The organism is Pseudomonas sp. 3296 (genome assembly GCF_031456615.1).
Lineage (GTDB): Bacteria > Pseudomonadota > Gammaproteobacteria > Pseudomonadales > Pseudomonadaceae > Aquipseudomonas > Aquipseudomonas mucoides.
This window is the reverse complement of the sequence record NZ_JAVDUY010000004.1, coordinates 572,410-589,135: the sequence shown is the minus strand read 5'-3', so window position 1 is coordinate 589,135 and position 16,726 is coordinate 572,410. Positions and strand designations below refer to the sequence as shown.

Below are 16,726 nucleotides of genomic sequence, written 5' to 3'. Positions count from 1 at the left end.
TGTACACCAAGGGGTTACAGTTCTATGAGCGATTCAGATTCTCCACCTTCCGCCCCGGAACCAGGGCGCATTGCCCGCCGCGTTGCAGGCACCGATCAGAGCCTGCTGGTGCGCTGGCTGCCGGGGCTGAACACGCTGCGCCACTATCAGATTGCGTGGCTGCGAAATGACATTGTGGCCGGACTCGTCCTGACCACGATGCTGGTGCCTGTCGGTATCGCCTACGCGGTGGCCTCAGGTGTGCCCGGCATCTATGGCCTCTACGCGACGATCATTCCGCTGCTCGCTTATGCGCTGTTCGGGCCCAGCCGGATTCTGGTGCTGGGACCGGATTCTTCGCTGGCAGCGGTCATTCTGGCGGTGATCCTGCCACTGTCCGGCGGCGACCCGTATCGCGCCGTCGCCCTGGCGGGAATGATGGCGATAGTGTCGGGTATTGTCTGCATCCTCGCCGGTATCGCGCGCCTGGGATTTATCACAGAGTTGCTCTCCAAGCCGATCCGCTACGGGTACATGAACGGTATCGCGCTGACCGTACTGATCAGCCAGTTACCCAAGTTTTTTGGCTTCAAGATCGAATCCGACGGGCCGCTGAGAAACATATGGGCGATCTTCACCGCCGTACTGCACGGAAAAACCAACTGGGTCACCTTCGCGGTTGGCGCCGCCACGTTGGTGGTGATCCTGTTGCTCAAGGGGCACAAACGCATTCCGGGTATTTTGATCGCCGTGGCAGGGGCAACCGTCGCCGTCGGTGTGCTGGACCTTGCCACGAAATACGGCATTTCGGTGCTCGGTGAACTTCCACAAGGCATGCCCGCGTTCGCCATTCCCTGGATCACTTCAGCGGATATGGTCCCGGTCCTGATCGGTGGTTGCGCCGTCGCACTGGTTTCGTTTGCCGACACCAGCGTGCTCTCGCGTGTCTATGCCGCGCGGTCGCGCACCTACGTCGATCCGAACCAGGAAATGGTCGGGCTCGGCGTAGCGAACCTGGCGGCCGGTTTTTTCCAGGGTTTTCCCATCAGCAGCAGTTCGTCACGCACTCCGGTGGCCGAGGCTGCCGGCGCCAAAACCCAATTGTCCGGTGTCGTCGGCGCGCTGGCGGTGGCTTTGCTGCTGATGGTGGCGCCGAACCTGTTGCAGGACCTGCCCAACAGCGCGCTGGCGGCGGTAGTCATCGCTTCGGCCATCGGCTTGATTGAGATCACTGATCTGCGGCGTATCTATCGCATTCAGCGCTGGGAGTTCTGGCTGTCCATCGCCTGCACCGTCGGCGTCGCGGTGTTCGGCGCCATCGAGGGCATTGGCCTGGCCATCTTGCTGGCGGTGATCGAATTCCTCTGGGATGGCTGGCGGCCGTACTCCGCCGTATTGGGACGTGCCGATGGGGTCAAGGGTTACCACGACCTCAAGCGTTTTCCCAATGCCCGGCTCATCCCCGGCCTGGTCCTGTTTCGCTGGGACGCCCCGTTGTTTTTCGCCAATGCCGAACTGTTTAACGACCGGGTGCTGGACGCCGTGGCGACATCGCCTACGCCCGTGCGCTGGGTCGTCGTGGCGGCGGAACCGATGACCAGCGTCGACGTGACGTCTGCCGACATGTTGGCCGAACTGGACGAAACCCTGCGTGCGGCTGGCATCGAGTTGTGTCTGGCCGAGATGAAAGACCCGGTCAAGGACAAACTGAAGCGGTTCGGGCTGTTTTCGCAGTTTGGCGAAACGGCGTTTTTTCCAACGATAGACACGGCCGTCGACAGCTACCTCGCGATGTACCCCGCAAACTGAGTGGACGACTAAACTGATTGGCAGTGAGCCAGCCAAGCGTTTTAACGGGAGGAATATCATGATTCGCAAATACAGCATGATGGCCCTGGCGACACTGGTCGTCGCCGTGGGTGTGCAGTCAGTATCGGTAACGGCTTACGCGACCGAGCAGGGAGAACAGCGGCGTGAAGCGCGGGATACACGGCAGACAGGGCGCTCGGATGCACGGCAAACCAAGGTCGATTGCAGGCAGGCCAGTGAGAAAAGCAACGCGCAATGCCGCCAGGACAAGCGCAGCACCAAACAGGACACGCGCCGCACTGCCCGGGACATCAAATATTGAGGTGCTGACCCCTACCGCCAGGGACCGGGCAGGCCGCTAGATGCCACTGAACATGCCAATGATCACCGCGTTGACCAGGTCAATGAAAAAACCACACACCAGCGGCACGATCAGGAAGGCCTGGTGTGCCGCGCCATATTTTTGCGTCACGGTCGTCATGTTGACGATGGCCGTTGCCGTGGAGCCGAGGGCAATGCCGCCGAAGCCGGACGCTATCACGCTGGCTTCGTAATTGCGGCCCATGCAGCGGAACACCACGAAATACGTGTAGAGCACCGTCAGCAGGATTTGCAGGGTCAAGGCGCACAGAATGAACAGCAACGCGCCACTGAGCTGCCAGAGCTGAAGCCCCATCAGCGCCATGGTCAGAAACATGCCCAGGCAGATATCGGAGATCAGCGACAGACCCAGGCGGGCGCCGCCCCAGGATTTCAGCCGTTGTTCATCCATCACCGCGAGAACGATGTGGTGAATGACGATACCCGCGAACAGGCAACTGACGAATTTGGGCAGGGTGATACCGGCATCGACCAGCAGCAGGTTGAGTCCGTAGCCGAGCATCAGGGTCAGGTTAAGCCACATCCACGCCCAGAGCACATCGTAGTAGTCCATTGACTGGTGGGGTTGCTGTTCAAGGACGCCGACTTCCAGGCTCCCGTCCCCGGAAGGTGTCAGTTGATGACGACGTATCAGGCGGTTGGCGATCGGGCCGCCGATCACGCACGCGGCAATCAGGCCGACAGTGTTACTGGCCATGCCCAGTTCATGCGCGTTAGTGATGCCCAGCTTGTCAACGAACAGCGGCGCCCAGGCCAGGGTCGTGCCCGCGCCCCCCGTCAGGGAGATAGACCCCACCATCAACCCGGCCTTGGGATCGAGTCCAAATGCTTCGGCCACGCCCATGCCCAGCGCGTTTTGCAGGACGATGAACACGCCCGCGAGCACCAGCAGGATCAGCAGCGGGACGCCGCCCTTGAGCAGCTGGCGCATGTCCGAGTTCAAGCCAATGCCGGCAAAGAAATACAGCAGCAGGGTGTCGCGAACATCGAGATCGAATTCGATCTCGATGTTAAGGCCGAAATAAAACAGGGTCGTCACTGCCGCACAGACAAAGCCGCCAACCACCGACTCGGGAATACAGTATTGGCGCAACAAGGCGTTGCGCTGGACAAGGGATTTGCCAAGAAAAAGCAGGAGGATGGCGAGGGTAAAACTCACGAGGCCATGAATCTGGAAGATCTGAGGAGTCATTCAGAGCCTGCCTAAAAATATGAACAATCATTATCAGGATTCGGCCGTCCGGTGTTTAGACCTGAGTCAACGAACGGTGGATGCAGCATAGCAGGCGGGTTAAATCCTTCCTGTCGCGCCCAAATGCTTGCTTGTCCAGGTCTTCCTCAAATTCACACGTATGATCATGCATTGACCTGCGACGGATAAATAGGAGAGGCCTGATGGCCACCTTCGAATCATGGTTCTATGACCGGCCCGTCGTGGTGCTGTCTGAACAGTTGGCCAATTCACCGGTGCCCGACGCGTTGAAGGGCAAGCTGCGTTTTTCCAATCTAACCCCCGGGGCCTTGATGGAGGAGCTGGCCGGGCAAGGCGTGCAACGGGTTTATGTCGATGGCGGGCAGTTGGTGCAGTCATTCCTGCGCGATGGGTTAGTGGCTGACATGGTGATTACCACCGTGCCCGTTCTGATCGGGTCGGGAAGGCCATTGTTCGGGGGCCTTCAGCAAGATGTTGACTTGAAACTGGTCTCCAGTCGCTGTTTTCCTTCCGGTTTGGTGCAGTCTACGTATCGGCTGGTCCGATGACCCTGACGCAGGCGCCAGGACGGGGCCGATCCGGGCCCCGGTCGCAGGAATTTGTAATGCGCAGCGTTGCCCGACACAATCGCGTCCCGATCCGGCCAACGGTGCCGGGCATTCGTGGTGAAGGGAACTGCAGTTGAACGAACAGACATTGTCCATGCGCCTGGAGCGCGTGGCGGCGCATGTGCCAGTCGGTGCACGCCTGGCCGATATCGGCTCCGATCACGGCTACTTGCCCGTGGCGTTGATGCGCCGTGGCGCCATCGTGGCGGCCGTCGCCGGTGAGGTGGCGTTGACGCCGTTCCATGCGGCTGAACGCACCGTGCGTGAGAACGACCTGGACGTGCGGATCACCGTGCGCCTGGCCGATGGGCTGGCGGCCATCGAGCCGGGCGACGGGATCACCGCGATCAGCATCTGCGGCATGGGCGGCGAGACGATTCGCGACATCCTCGACAGCGGCAAGGCGCGGCTGAGCGGGCAGGAGCGCTTGATCCTGCAGCCCAACGGCGGCGAGCAGCCACTGCGCCAATGGTTGATGGAAAATGGCTACCGCATTCTCTGCGAAGAGCTGCTGCGGGAAAATCGCTTCGACTACGAAATCATCGTTGCCGAGCGCGCTGGCCCGGTGATGTACACCGCTGAGGAGCTATACTTCGGCCCGCTGCAGATGCAGGCACGCAGTCCGGCGTTCCTGGCCAAGTGGCAGCGCCTGCTGCGCGAAAAGCAGAAGACCCTGAACCAGCTCGCCCGAGCACAGCAGGCCGTGCCGCAGGAGAAGCTGCAAGACATTTCCCGACAGGCGCGCTGGATCACTGAGCTGCTGGTGTGAGCCGGTCGTCCATTTAGGGCGACCACCCAATAAAACGATTGAAAAAAACTCCCATTAGCTTTAAACGGGAAGCTAACCGGCACATTGCCAGCAATCAGTAAGTGAGTATCGCCAGTTTTTGGCTCAGGGAGCGCTGATGAGTGTTCGTCCATTGACCGACGCCCCGCGGCAATCGAACGATTGCGACGTTGTCGCATCTCAACTGAATGGATATCTGGATACGGTCGGCATGACCTACGCTGGCAACAAGGACACCCTCGAGCAATTGTTCATCCCCGCGCGCCACTGGGCACACTCCACGGCGTGGGCGGTTTACCGCGCCGGTGAACAAACGCATCTGGTCGGGCAGGGCGACCCGCAGGTGCAGTGGCCGGCAAGCGTGGCGAATGAAGACTTTGACGCCTTTTGCCAGACCCGGCGCTTGCACCGCTGGCCGACCGGTAAAGGCGAAAGCGAGCTGGGTTGGCTACTTGCCCCCCTCGACGAAGCGGCGGACCCGGCGCTCGCCGATTTCGCCCAGCGCCTGGGCATTCAGGTCCAGACCAATACCCTGGCCCGCGCGCAGATTACTCAGCGTGTGCTGTATGAAATCACCTACCTGGCCAGTTCGACCCGCGACCGCTCGGTGTTTCTGGTGGGGGTTCATCAACTGCTGGCCAGCCTGATCGATGCCGAGAACTTCTATCTCGCGCTGTATGACCCGCACACTGGCAAGATCGACTACCCGTATTACGTCGACATCATCGACGTGGATGCCGTGGAGTCCCAGCACTATGAATACCTGGACCCTTCGCACCTGTCGTTGACCGGCCAGGTGTTGACCACCGGCCAGCCACTGCTGATCGACGCCGCCGGCATCATCGCGGCGCAGGCCGAGGACCGTTTCTACTGCGTGGGGGATCGTCCGGAGTTCTGGATGGGCGCGCCGTTGAAAAATGCCTCGGACGACGTCTTTGGCATGCTGGCCATGCAGGTCTACGACGTTTCCCGAACCTACAGCGCTGAAGATCGCGCGCTGTTTCTGGTGGTGGCCCGCCACGTGGCGATGGCGCTGGACCGGATTCTGCACCGCGAAGACCTGGAAGAGACGGTGATGCGCCGCACCCTGGAGCTGTCGGCCGTCAACGATGCGTTGAGGCAGGAAGTGGCCGACCGACAGCGCGCCGAGCATCTGCAAAGCGCGCTGTTCCAGATTGCCGAACTGTCGAGTCAGCCAGGCGACATGGCTGAGCTGTTTCAAACGTTGCATGGCATCGTCGGTGATCTGTTGTTTGCGCAGAACTTCTACATTGCGCTGTTCGACGACGCGATCAGTGAGGTGACTTTTCCGTATTACGTCGATGAGCGGCAGACGATTTGCCCACCGGCACGACGTGGATGTCGCGGCTTGACCGAGTACGTTATCCGGCGGCGTCGGCCTTGCCTGATTGACGTCGGCGAGGCTGAACGCTTGGCGGCGGCCGGTGAAATTGAACTGGCCAATGAGTCTGTTCGGTCTTTCTCCTGGCTGGGCATTCCCTTGTTCGATGGCGATGTGGTGCGTGGCGTGCTGGCGGTGCAGAGCTATACCTCACAGGTGCGCTATACCCTGCGTGATCAGGAGCTGTTGACGTTCGTCTCGCGGCACATCGACACCGCATTGTCACGTCGCACGGCTGCCGAAGCGATCCATGCCGCCAATCTCAAGCTGGAGGCACGGGTGCAGAACCGCACCCGCGAGCTCGATCACGCGAATGCCAAGTTGCAACACGAAAACTCTCACGATGCGCTGACCGGGCTGCCGAATCGTACTTACCTGCAACAGCGCCTCAGCCAGGCCTGGTTGGAGTTCGGCAGCGTCGGCGGGCACCTGGCGGTGATGTTCATCGACCTCGACCGTTTCAAGATGGTCAACGACAGCCTCGGCCACCATTTTGGCGACCTGCTGCTGATGCAAGCCGCCCAGCGTCTGCGCGGTTGCCTGCGCGAGACCGATATGCTGGCGCGCCTGGGGGGCGATGAGTTTTCAGTGTTGGCACCCGAGGCGCCGCTGGAGGTGGTGATCGAAATCGCCGAACGGATTCTGGTGGCGTTCGACCTGCCGTTTTTCATCAATGGCCATGAAGTGTTTTCGTCCTGCAGCATCGGTATCGTCAGCGCCGACAGTCAGTTCCATCACGAGCCGGCCGACTTGCTGCGCGATGCCGACGCGGCGATGTACCGGGTCAAGAGCGCTGGGCGCGACAGCTACGCGGTGTTCAATCAGGAAGTGCGCCGGGAGGTCTCGGACCAGGTCGAGCGGGAAGGGGCCTTGCGCAACGCGCTTAAACGGACCGACGAACTGCTGCCGTATTTCCAGCCGATCGTCAGCGTCGAAACCGGCGAACTGGTCGCACTTGAAGCATTGGTCCGCTGGCATCAACCGGGCGGCCGAGTGATCGCGCCGGGCGAGTTTTTGCCGGATGTCGAAGGTTTGCGCCTGATTGGTCGACTGGACCTGTACATGCTCACCAGCGTGGCGGTGATCCTCGCTCAGCCCGAGCATGCCAATTGGCCTGCGGTGCACGTCAATTGCTCCAGTTACAGCATGACGCGTCCAGACTTCGCCAGTGAAGTGCTTGCACTGTTGGCGCGGCACGGAGTTGCGCCCTCGCGGATCTGCCTGGAGTTGACCGAAGGTGCGCTGGTGGCTGAGCCGGCCATCGCCCGCCTGACCATGCAGCAGCTCGCCGACAATGGCATGTCGGTGGTGCTCGATGACTTCGGTGCCGGGTTTTCTTCCCTGAGCTATGTGCATCAATATCGCTTCAGCGGTTTGAAGATCGACAAATCGTTCATCCTCGAACTGACCACCAGTGCGCGCAGCCGCGCCATCGTCCGGGCGATTGTGCGGATGGCTGAATCGCTGGACCTGAGCGTGGTCGCCGAAGGTGTCGAGGATAAAGCGACACTGGAACTGCTGCGAGAAATAGGCGCGGGGCAGGCGCAAGGTTACTACTTCGCCAAGCCGATGGGGTTGGAGGCGTTGTTGGCGAGTTCGCTGACTACATCATCCAGTCTGGCGCTGGCAGGTGACTCGCCAACGGTTTACTCCAAGTGAACGTCGTTGTAACTCGCGCTCAGTTGAGCAGTGTTTTTCATCAGTCCGCGAAAACGTCTGAGCTTTGTGGCACTCGATTGTGCGCTTGGACTTGTAGATCAGGCTGCGTTTGTTCAGCTTGTGATAAAGACGAAAGATATTATCAGTCAGTAAGTTTTCAATGCTCGGTCATCCAGCGTGAAAATGGTGCGAAGCCTCTAGGGCAGCGACAGCCCCAGCACCCGTAGGTGCTGGATTTATATGAGAGTGTCAAATTATTACTTATGGAAGGAGAAAAACCACCTACTCTTGAAGAGCACGAATTGGTGGGTCTTGATAAGACTCATCTATCTCGATACCAGCGGCGCGAGCCTTTTCTTCAAGTGCTAATCGTGCCGCGTGATAGCTTTTCAGTCTTTTTGGCAAGAGTTCTTTCCAGTGAAGCCTGTCTTTCTCGTCACTGATGCCATCTTGCCAGAATTTCTTCTCTGATTGAAACTCCAGAGTAATTAGGTAGGTCGCTTTTTCAGTCGGGGCTTCGTCATCGTTTTGTCGCCATGCTTTCAGATGAAGATAGGCTCCATTGTTGTAGAAATACCAGTTATAAAAAGAGCCGATTTTAAGCCAGCGTTTCAGATCCAGTTTATAGTCAGGATCGAGCCACGGGTGACTGCTGACATATTGTCCTAGAACGTATTCGGGGCTACTGATTTTTTCGATCTGTGATCCTGATATTCTCGGGTCTTCTGGCAAGAAAAAATGAGACCAGCCGGATTCTTTTATTTTGCCTAGGAGTGTGTATATCAGAGTTCTATACTGTTCGTGGGTACTTCCTTTTGGGAGTCCACGCAGTATTATGTTTAGGGTCTCTATGTCGTCAGATGTTTTTTTATCAACAACAATGGTGACGTCAACGGCTTGCTCCAGACTTAATTTCCGTCCGTTAAAGCTCACGTTCACCGTGGGTAGGCTTTTATCGTTTGCAGATTTTTGTATTGTATACCAGCAAGTATCTACCTGGCTCATGCAGCTTTCAGTGAACGGAATAACACTGTTGGTCGTAGTGTCTTTCACCGGGTTGAGAAGTTTTAATTCAATTAGTTGGGTTTCGGATTTCATTGTAGAGGTCTCTAACATGTTTTGGCTTTCGTTGCAGCCAGCGAGAACAAAGAGCGCGAAAAAAAAGATTTTTTTCATTGCTGATTTGACCAAGTAGAGATTTTTTGTATTTCGCTTTCCATGTAGTGTTTCTCTGAATCCATTAAATAATGGTATTGATTCGCAATTTTTGTAATAAATACCATTCTATCTGTTTCGTCGTAGAGGTCGCCGTCGTCCATTTGGACCCTCAGTTCTGGTTGCTTGACGTCGCAAGCAGTGCTGAATGCTGCAACCCTGACTGGAACAAAGGGAGCCCATTCAAAACCGGCTTGAACCTTCAGCGTAGCTCGGAAGGGGGCGCTTTCGTATATTAAAGGCTGAAGGATTTTTCGTTGTTCGTGATTGGCTATCGCTATTAATGATGAGAGTTGCGTAGCGCGTTGTGCTCTTCCAAAGGGAAGTTTCTCAGTTTCACCAATTTTATTAAATCCTTCTGCAAGTTCATTTGTGAAGTGCAAATTATTTAGGGTGGCAAGCGCCTCTTCTGCCCAAGGCAAACTATCAATATTGGTTTTGATCTGCCCCTCACAACTGCGTGCATTACGCTCTGGCGCACACTCATCGAACTGTTTTGGATATTTGCTGTAAAACCAGTGCCAGACGAAAATATCCTGAAACAGCCAGAAGTTACCTTTACCCAAGGAGTTTTTGCCAATACGCAAAGGTGGCTGAACGAGGGGAGGCGTCAGCAGCAGATAAGGATCATTCGGAATAAAGTCCAACCCGCATTTGACCTGCTTGCTGGCAAACGCCGCCAACCCCATCCAGTAGAACCGGCCCTTGAGTTCCGGCTTTCCATCTTCCCCTTGCTCCAGATAGAAACTGGCGTAAGCGGCCGCGATTCTCGCCGCACGAGCGCTGAAGTCTGAGATCAGCTCGTATTTACTGGAGGCGGAGGAGCGTTTTTTGCTTAAACGGCGTATGGCTTCTTCCTGCCCCATCGCCCACAACTTATCGCAACCCAGTACGACTTCGTGGACAGAGCATTCTTTGTCATTGGTTTTGAACGTCGTGATTGGTTGCGCACTCATTTCGTTCTACTCGCTTCATAGTCATCTGCGCCGGCAGGCACAACCAGTTCATCCCAGACAAGGTGGGCTTTCACCGGTTCTTCGGCCTCTGTCTGGACTCGCGGATGGAGGCCATTAGCGTCGCTTCTCGATATTTGAGGGGCTGTCTCGGATGGCACGATCAGTGCTGCTTTGACTGATTTGACTGGTTGCCCTCGACGCGTAACGAACTTGAGCTGTTCGTCGTAGCGCTCAGCTATTTTCTTTGCATTCAGCAAACTTCCTGCCCGCGCCTGATCTGCAATAACGGGAATAAGCGGGGCGAGAATGCCAATCCCGCTCCCCGAACCCGGCGCCCCACCCGAATTGGTCTTCACCTCAGCCCCACTAATCGTCACGCCCCCGGCATCCACCTTGACGAAACTCCCGCCAGCCTTGGCCGTCAGTTCCATCCCGCCTTCAACCACCACCTTCTGCCCAGCGTGGTAGTGAATCTCTTCTCCCGCCTCGACAAACTGCGCCGTCCCCACTTTCACATGCTGGGTCACCGCCACGGTCAGGTGATCATCCGCCCGCGCTTCAGTCTTGCGGTCCAGATGGGTGATGCGATGCTCTTCAACCTTGAACTCGCTGAAGACATTGGCCTCGACCGTGTCGTGCCGCTCGTTGCCGATGCGGATTTTCTGGTCGTGTTCGATGTTTTCATCCCAGTCGCGCTGGGCATGCAGGTAGATTTGTTCGACGCCTTTTTTGTCTTCGATGCGAAATTCGTTGTAGCCCTTGCCGCCCGGTGAGCTGAGGGTCTTGAAGGTGCTGCGGGTCTTGTTCGCCGGCAGGTCGTAGGGGACGACGTTTTCCTTGTGGTACAGGCAGCCGGTGACCAGTGGCTGGTCGGGGTCGCCTTCGAGGAAGGTGACGAGGACTTCCATGCCGACGCGCGGGATGGCGATGCCGCCGTAGGCACTGCCGGCCCAGCCGGTGGCGACGCGCAGCCAGCAACTGGTGTTGTCGTTGGCCTGGCCGTCGCGGTCCCAGTGGAATTGCACTTTGACGCGGCCGTATTCGTCGCAGTGGATTTCTTCGCCGGGCGGGCCGGTGACGATGGCGGTCTGGCTGCCGAGGACTTGCGGTTTCGGGTGTTCGAGGGCAGGGCGGTAGTGCGCGTCCCACGGCGTGGCGAGGAAGCGGTTGCGGTAGCCCTGGTGGAAATCGTCTTTGTTGTGGGTGACGTCGCTGGTGATGTTCTCGCCGAGCACTTGCGGCTGTTTGCCTTCGTGAACCACTTCCAGCAGCAGCCAGAGGTCGTTCCATTCGACGCGCGGGTGTTCGCTGAGGGCCATGAAGTGGCCGCTGACCAACGTCGGTTCGTCACCTCTGCCTTCGGCGAGTTTGTAGTCGCTGCGATGGCGTTCCAGCGCACGGGTCGCCAGTTGTTTACCGCGTTCGCGCGTGAGAAAGAGGCCGGGGTAATTGTAGTCTTCGAGGTCCGGGGCGACGCCGCTCTTGGCGGTGCCTTCGGGTAGGATGCGTGGTTTCTCGAAGTCGTAGTCGCGGCGGCTGACGCGGCTGGTGCGGGTTTCCAGGCGCAGGTTGAAGCGTTTGATCACCGGTTTCTCGGCGGCCATGCCGGAGTCTTGCTGGTAGGCCACGGGCGCGAGTTTGCGGAACACCGTCTGGTCATCGCCGAACACCAGCGTGTGGCCGCTGGCGCTGTGCTGGAAGTGGAAGTGAATGCCTTCTTCTTCGCACAGACGCTGGATGAAATGCAGGTCGGATTCGTCGTACTGCACGCAATAGTCGCGGTCCGGGTAAACCGCGCCGAGCTGAAAACTGTACGCGTCAGCGAGGATGCCGCGCGCTTCCAGGACCTGCGCGATGATCTTCGGCACGCTTAACTGCTGGAAGATTTGCTGGTCGTGGTTGTGGCGCAGGTAGGCCAGTTGCGGGCACAGGCTGATGCTGTAGCGGGTCAGTTTTTTACCCGAGTCGCCTTGCTCGATTCGATAGACCAGGCCGTGGATGAGGCCTTTGCCGGTTGCGCCGAAGGTCAGGCAACCTGGTTTGTGCAGAATGTCTTCGAGTTTCAGGTCGGGTCGGGCGCTGACCAGCTCGATGTCGAAACAGAACGGCTGATTGAGGGCTTCACGGCCGACGAAACTGAGGACTTGCAGGTCGGCGCAAACACCTTCCAGCGTGAGGGAAATATGGGTTGCGTTAGCGTCCAGCATGCCTTGAATTCCGTCCTTTGGATAAGCTGGGGCGGATGGTGCAGCATTAAACGGCCCCGTTCAAGGCGCAAACGGCGTAGGTGCGGGGGGCTTGGGGGATAGGGGAAACCCTTAGTGGCACGGTTTGGGCCCGTAAGTATGGGGAGCTCACCTTGGTATATCGCTATCGAAGTGGCGACCAAGGCAACTCTGACGAGGACACAGTCCTCGCCATCGCGCTGAAATAATCATTTTGAAAATGTATACCGCACGATTTTTTAACAAAGCGTGAACAACTGGTGTGATCAATTAAGAGAAAAGTTCACCAGAACTTCCTCCGAACGCTGACACCCAGTGAGTCACCTTGAAGCGCACAAAGCCCCCCTCGAAGATTGCAAAACGTTTGCTGCTCAGACGGCTCGCGCTGTGCTCAGGCGTCACCTTTATCTGTTTGTCCATGGCGGGTGGCTATTGGCTGTACACACCACCAGCGCCCTACGTTCCGCTAAGTAGCCTGGACCCTGCGTCGGTGTCGATGATCGCTGTGGGCGACCAAGGCAGCGGAGACCTGCAGCAGTGGCGGGTAGGGCGGGCCATGGAACGCGTCGCCGCCAATGAGGGGCGCCTGAACATGGTGGTGTTCCTGGGCGACAACTTCTACGGCAAGTCGCTGGCCAGTACCCATGACTCCAGTTGGCAAACCCGGTTCGAGCGTGTTTATTGGGGCCACTGGCTGAGTCATGTGCCGTTCTACGCGGTGCTGGGCAATCACGATTACCCAGTGTCGCAAAAGTACGAGATCAAGTACGGACAACAACACAAGGGATCGGGCCGCTGGCAGATGCCGATGAGTTTTTACGCCAAGGATTTCGGTGAAGTCAACGGTCGCCCATTGGTGCGCATGGTGTTCCTCGACACGTCGGCGCCGCGTGAAAGTTTGCAGCAGCAAATCGACTTTATTGATCAGGCATTCCAGGCACCCGGTCCGGCGCCGGTGTGGCGAATCGCAGCGTCCCATCACCCGGTGCGCAATCAGGGCCAGCATGGTGAGGAGTCGGATCTGGTTGCCAGGCTTTTGCCGGCGCTGCAGCGCAACAACGTTGATTTGCTGTTGTCAGGCCATGACCACAATCAGCAATTGCTGTTGAGAGCCGGGGAACCAGCGTGGGTCATCTCCGGTGCGGGAGGGCAGAAGCTCTATACCCTGAATACGCCGACGCCCGATAGCGCGTTCACCGCGTCGCGGGCCGGGTTTGCCAAACTCGACCTGAACGCCGAGCAATTGAGGTTGGCGTATTACAACGATCAAGGCGATCTGGAAACCAGCTATCGCTGGGCCAGAGACTGCCAGTGGATGGCCAAAGGCTGTCTACGGCCCGAGGATTCCCAAGGGACCCTCGCGCAGTCGGCTCAATAGGCGCCGATAACTGGGCCCATTGGCGTTGCCTTTTGTAGCCGCGTCCGAGCCGGGGTCGCGCTCGACCGCAGTCCTGCCGATCACCCTGCACCTAGCGAATGCCCGCACCCGCCATCGACTCCGGTATCCACTGCGCCGTCGACAGCGGCTGGATGTACCGAATCCCGCCATGTGGGCCCACCACGCCATTTATGTTGTACGAGCCGCGCGACAGGTCGTACGTCATGAAAGGCGTGGCATCCGGCACCTGCTCGTCATAGCTCTGGCTGAGGAAGGCGAAGGAGCCCCGGTAAAGCTTGCCACTCGTGTCGTACTGATCGGAGGCGACCGCGGCCCAGGTGTCTTCATCCAGGTAAAAGCGGCGCTTCTGGTAGATGTGACTGGCACCGGGCTTGAGGTTGCCTTCCACCACGTAGACCCGATGTTTCTCCCAGCGCACGAAGTCCGGGGAAAGGTAGTTCGGAGTGGTCAGCGACTTGGCCTCCCGCGCGTAGGTCAGTTTGTAGGTGTTGTAGGGCACGATCATTTCTTGCTTGCCCACCAGCGTCCAGTCATACAGTTCCAGGGCGCGGGCGGTGCCGGGGTTCGGGGTGTCGTAGGCCAGGATTGAAATCTGTTTGACCCGGCGCTGGGCCGGCATGTACTGCCAGGCACGGCCAGGACGCTGCAGCGGGTTGGTGGCGTTCTTGAGCATGATCGACTCGCCGGCTCGCCGCGCAGGCCCGGTATAGGACAATTTCAACTGGTAGTAGAGGTCGGAGTTGTTGATGGGCTTGGACAGGTTCTCGTAAATCGGGAACGAGACGAAGGCCTCGCCGGTGACGGCCAGGCTTGCCACGCCCGCCGAGTCGACATTCCAGGAGTCGTACTTGGAATGAATGTTGACGCCCTGGTAGCGCAGCAGGAAATTCCACATCGCCTCGGCACCCGATTGCGGGATCGGGAACGGCACACCGGGCAATACATTGTCGAAGGCAATCCCGCCATTGAGGGACCGTGCGACGGTGGCGTTCGTGCGGCTATTGTCCAGCACCGTTTGCGGCAACGATGCGGTGCGGTGGGTTGGGTACACGTCGATGCGGTAACCGGGGTAGCGCTTGGCCAACTCGACGGTGGTGGCCGTCAGCATGCCTTTGTACTGATCAACGTTGCGGCCATTGATCACCAGCAGCGGTTTTTCGTTCGCATAAGGATCGGGGCGCATGGTATCGCCGACCTTGAAACTGGCCGGGGCAGTGGTCAAGCCACCGCTATAAGGCGGGATGGAGCCATCGGCATTACCGGCCTTTTCAGCACCGACCAGCGTCAGGCTGGTGCCCAGTGCGGCAGCTTGCTGACTCGACACATAGGCCTGGGCATTAATGGCCAGCGTCATCAGGAGTGAAGCAGCCAGAAGACTTTTCACGCTTTTCATATTGTTATTCTCTGCTGAGTGCACCAGGCCACTCGTGGCTCAGGCGGAGCAATCGTGTTCACCTTGTGGGCGATCAGACGGGCTCAAGCGCCAGATGCTTTTTTATGACTCCCATTAAAAAGCCCCCAAATCGGGGGCGCTTTTCATTTGACGACAGTCGCTTGGCTATTCATGACAGACGCACACTGTCTCGTCGGCAACGCAGCCTCAAAACTCTTCCTCTCTCAACGCAATGATCCGCCCTGATTTCTCGGCGGCCACCAGAGAGGCATGGTCTTTTGCGTTTTGATCGGCATAGGTGAGGGCAAATGTTCCGATGGCCTGGTCGAAAGAGTCGGTCTTGCCAAGGTAGCCACTGATGAGTGCAGCATCCCCGGATTTGGCGTGGGAACGGGCCAGGGTCAGACCGCACCACTCGGCGTACATTTTCAATCGTGGGGCGGAAATGCCCTCGATGGGTGCTGACATTTTCATGTCGCGCAACTGACGCACAAAGAAATAGCGGCCGTTCTGACCGCGTGTCCAGCCCAGAAAGATGTCGCTGGACGACTGCATCAGACGCTGCCCCGTGACGACACGTTGTCCCTGATTCTCGTATTCGCTCTTGCCGGCATAGGGCGCGAGTACCGACGGACAGGCTTCCTTGAACTGCAGGAGTAACGGGTGATTTTCTGCGGAAAAGAACAGGCCGACGAAACAATAAGTCCCGACGCTGCCAATGCCCACCGCTTTGACGGCAATGTCTTCGAGACGGTAGCGATCGAACAGCACGCGCCGTTCATGGGGCAGCGACAATCGATAATCCTGCAGCGCCAGATGGACGTTGCGCACGAAGCCCTTTTCATACACATGAAACAGTATCGGCGGTTGATCGATCAGGCGCCGTCGCCCTCCGACTTCACCGCTGATTTTGGGGTAAAGGTAATCGCCAACACGCAGCCTGGCCTTGGCGACCAATTGCTCACGGATTTTCTTGATTTCAGCATTGGGCGCCATGTCGATGATCGCTTGGGCGTCCAGGCAGTCGTACCAGACCTCCACCGGGCTCATCTTGGAAAATTTGCGCAGGCTCTCGCGGTAGGCACGCACACATTCGGCGGCGCAGATCTTTGCCGCTTTATCGCTGAGGCGGTTGTCGCGGGCGGCCACGGCAAAACTGATCGCCAGGCGTTTGACATCCCATTCCCAAGGGGCGGGGAGGGTTTCGTCGAAATCGTTGATGTCAAAGATCAGATTGCGCTCAGGTGTCGCGAACAACCCGAAATTCATCAGGTGACAATCCCCGCATGCCTGCACCTGAAAGCCGGTGGTCGGGGTCGTCGCCAGGTCATGCGCCATCAACCCCGAAGAACCGCGTAGAAAGGTGAACGGACTGGCCAGCATGCGCCCGTAGCGCACCGGCACCAGATTGGGCAGTCGATAGCGATTGGACTCTTCGAGGAGTGCGATAGGGTCGCGGTGTTTGCGCGCGGGTTTCCATTCGGCATGAAGGGCATGCGGCAGACGCACGCGTAACTGCTCACCGGCGTACAGGCGCTCCTTGCGTGAGTGAAAGACCCGTTCTTCCCCGTCGTCTTTTGATTGCCCTGACTTGCTGTCGGTAGGCTTGTTTTTACGGGGCGGCATGTTCACTCCTTTGCTCAACGAAGTCTGATTCGGTTGGGCGCAGGAGCTGGTCATTCGGCTGTTCCATCAGCCTG

General features: G+C 58.2%; 11 protein-coding genes and 1 pseudogene. 6 read left to right on the top strand and 6 right to left on the bottom strand.

The genetic code is table 11. The annotated features are described in order from the left end of the window. Positions 1 to 24 precede the first annotated feature (24 nt). Positions 25 to 1,788 carry a sulfate permease gene (locus J2X66_RS13965; protein ID WP_310265180.1) on the top strand — a complete coding sequence of 588 codons (1,764 nt, stop codon included), beginning with the start codon at positions 25 to 27 and terminating at the stop codon, positions 1,786 to 1,788. 58 nt (positions 1,789 to 1,846) lie between these two features. Continuing rightward, positions 1,847 to 2,110, top strand: a complete 264-nt coding sequence (locus tag J2X66_RS13960; protein WP_059182665.1) for a hypothetical protein — start codon at positions 1,847 to 1,849, stop codon at positions 2,108 to 2,110. Positions 2,111 to 2,146: 36 nt separating this feature from the next. On the opposite strand, the gene gltS is transcribed toward J2X66_RS13960, so the two are convergent. Further along, the gene (gene gltS, locus J2X66_RS13955) at positions 2,147 to 3,361 is read right to left on the bottom strand and encodes a sodium/glutamate symporter (RefSeq protein WP_310265176.1); all 1,215 of its coding nucleotides are present in this window, start codon (positions 3,359 to 3,361) and stop codon (positions 2,147 to 2,149) included. A 209-nt stretch (positions 3,362 to 3,570) separates the two neighbouring features. Here gltS and J2X66_RS13950 point away from each other — a divergent pair. The 3 genes and pseudogenes from J2X66_RS13950 to J2X66_RS13940 all read left to right on the top strand — a co-directional run. After that, a pseudogene (locus J2X66_RS13950) lies at positions 3,571 to 3,930 on the top strand (dihydrofolate reductase family protein); the annotation flags it as partial. Positions 3,931 to 4,063: 133 nt separating this feature from the next. After that, complete coding sequence (locus J2X66_RS13945) at positions 4,064 to 4,759, top strand: tRNA (adenine(22)-N(1))-methyltransferase TrmK (protein ID WP_310265173.1); 696 nt, start codon at positions 4,064 to 4,066, stop codon at positions 4,757 to 4,759. Between the two features lie 136 nt (positions 4,760 to 4,895). Next, entirely contained in the window at positions 4,896 to 7,838 is a 2,943-nt protein-coding gene (locus J2X66_RS13940) for an EAL domain-containing protein (protein WP_310265172.1), read from the top strand. A gap of 282 nt (positions 7,839 to 8,120) precedes the next feature. Here J2X66_RS13940 and J2X66_RS13935 read toward each other — a convergent pair whose 3' ends face one another. The 3 genes from J2X66_RS13935 to J2X66_RS13925 are packed head-to-tail and all read right to left on the bottom strand — an operon-like array spanning position 8,121 to position 12,216. Next, the gene (locus J2X66_RS13935) at positions 8,121 to 9,014 is read right to left on the bottom strand and encodes a hypothetical protein (protein ID WP_310265171.1); all 894 of its coding nucleotides are present in this window, start codon (positions 9,012 to 9,014) and stop codon (positions 8,121 to 8,123) included. Next, positions 9,011 to 10,009, bottom strand: a complete 999-nt coding sequence (locus J2X66_RS13930; RefSeq protein WP_310265170.1) for a DUF2515 family protein — start codon at positions 10,007 to 10,009, stop codon at positions 9,011 to 9,013. The genes J2X66_RS13935 and J2X66_RS13930 overlap by 4 nt, the downstream gene beginning before the upstream one ends. Continuing rightward, complete coding sequence (locus tag J2X66_RS13925; RefSeq protein WP_310265168.1) at positions 10,006 to 12,216, bottom strand: type VI secretion system tip protein VgrG; 2,211 nt, start codon at positions 12,214 to 12,216, stop codon at positions 10,006 to 10,008. Before J2X66_RS13925 ends, J2X66_RS13930 begins: the two co-directional genes overlap by 4 nt. A gap of 514 nt (positions 12,217 to 12,730) precedes the next feature. Between J2X66_RS13925 and J2X66_RS13920 the strand changes: the two genes are divergently transcribed. Further along, positions 12,731 to 13,612, top strand: coding sequence for a metallophosphoesterase (locus tag J2X66_RS13920; protein ID WP_310265287.1), 882 nt, complete (start codon positions 12,731 to 12,733; stop codon positions 13,610 to 13,612). A 91-nt stretch (positions 13,613 to 13,703) separates the two neighbouring features. On the opposite strand, the gene J2X66_RS13915 is transcribed toward J2X66_RS13920, so the two are convergent. Next, on the bottom strand, positions 13,704 to 15,026 hold the full coding sequence (locus tag J2X66_RS13915) for a DUF1329 domain-containing protein (RefSeq protein ID WP_310265167.1): 1,323 nt from the start codon (positions 15,024 to 15,026) through the stop codon (positions 13,704 to 13,706). A gap of 207 nt (positions 15,027 to 15,233) precedes the next feature. Then, a complete protein-coding gene (locus tag J2X66_RS13910) occupies positions 15,234 to 16,409 on the bottom strand; it encodes a DUF2252 domain-containing protein (RefSeq protein ID WP_310265285.1) in 1,176 nt (391 codons plus the stop codon). Between the last annotated feature and the right edge of the window lie 317 nt (positions 16,410 to 16,726).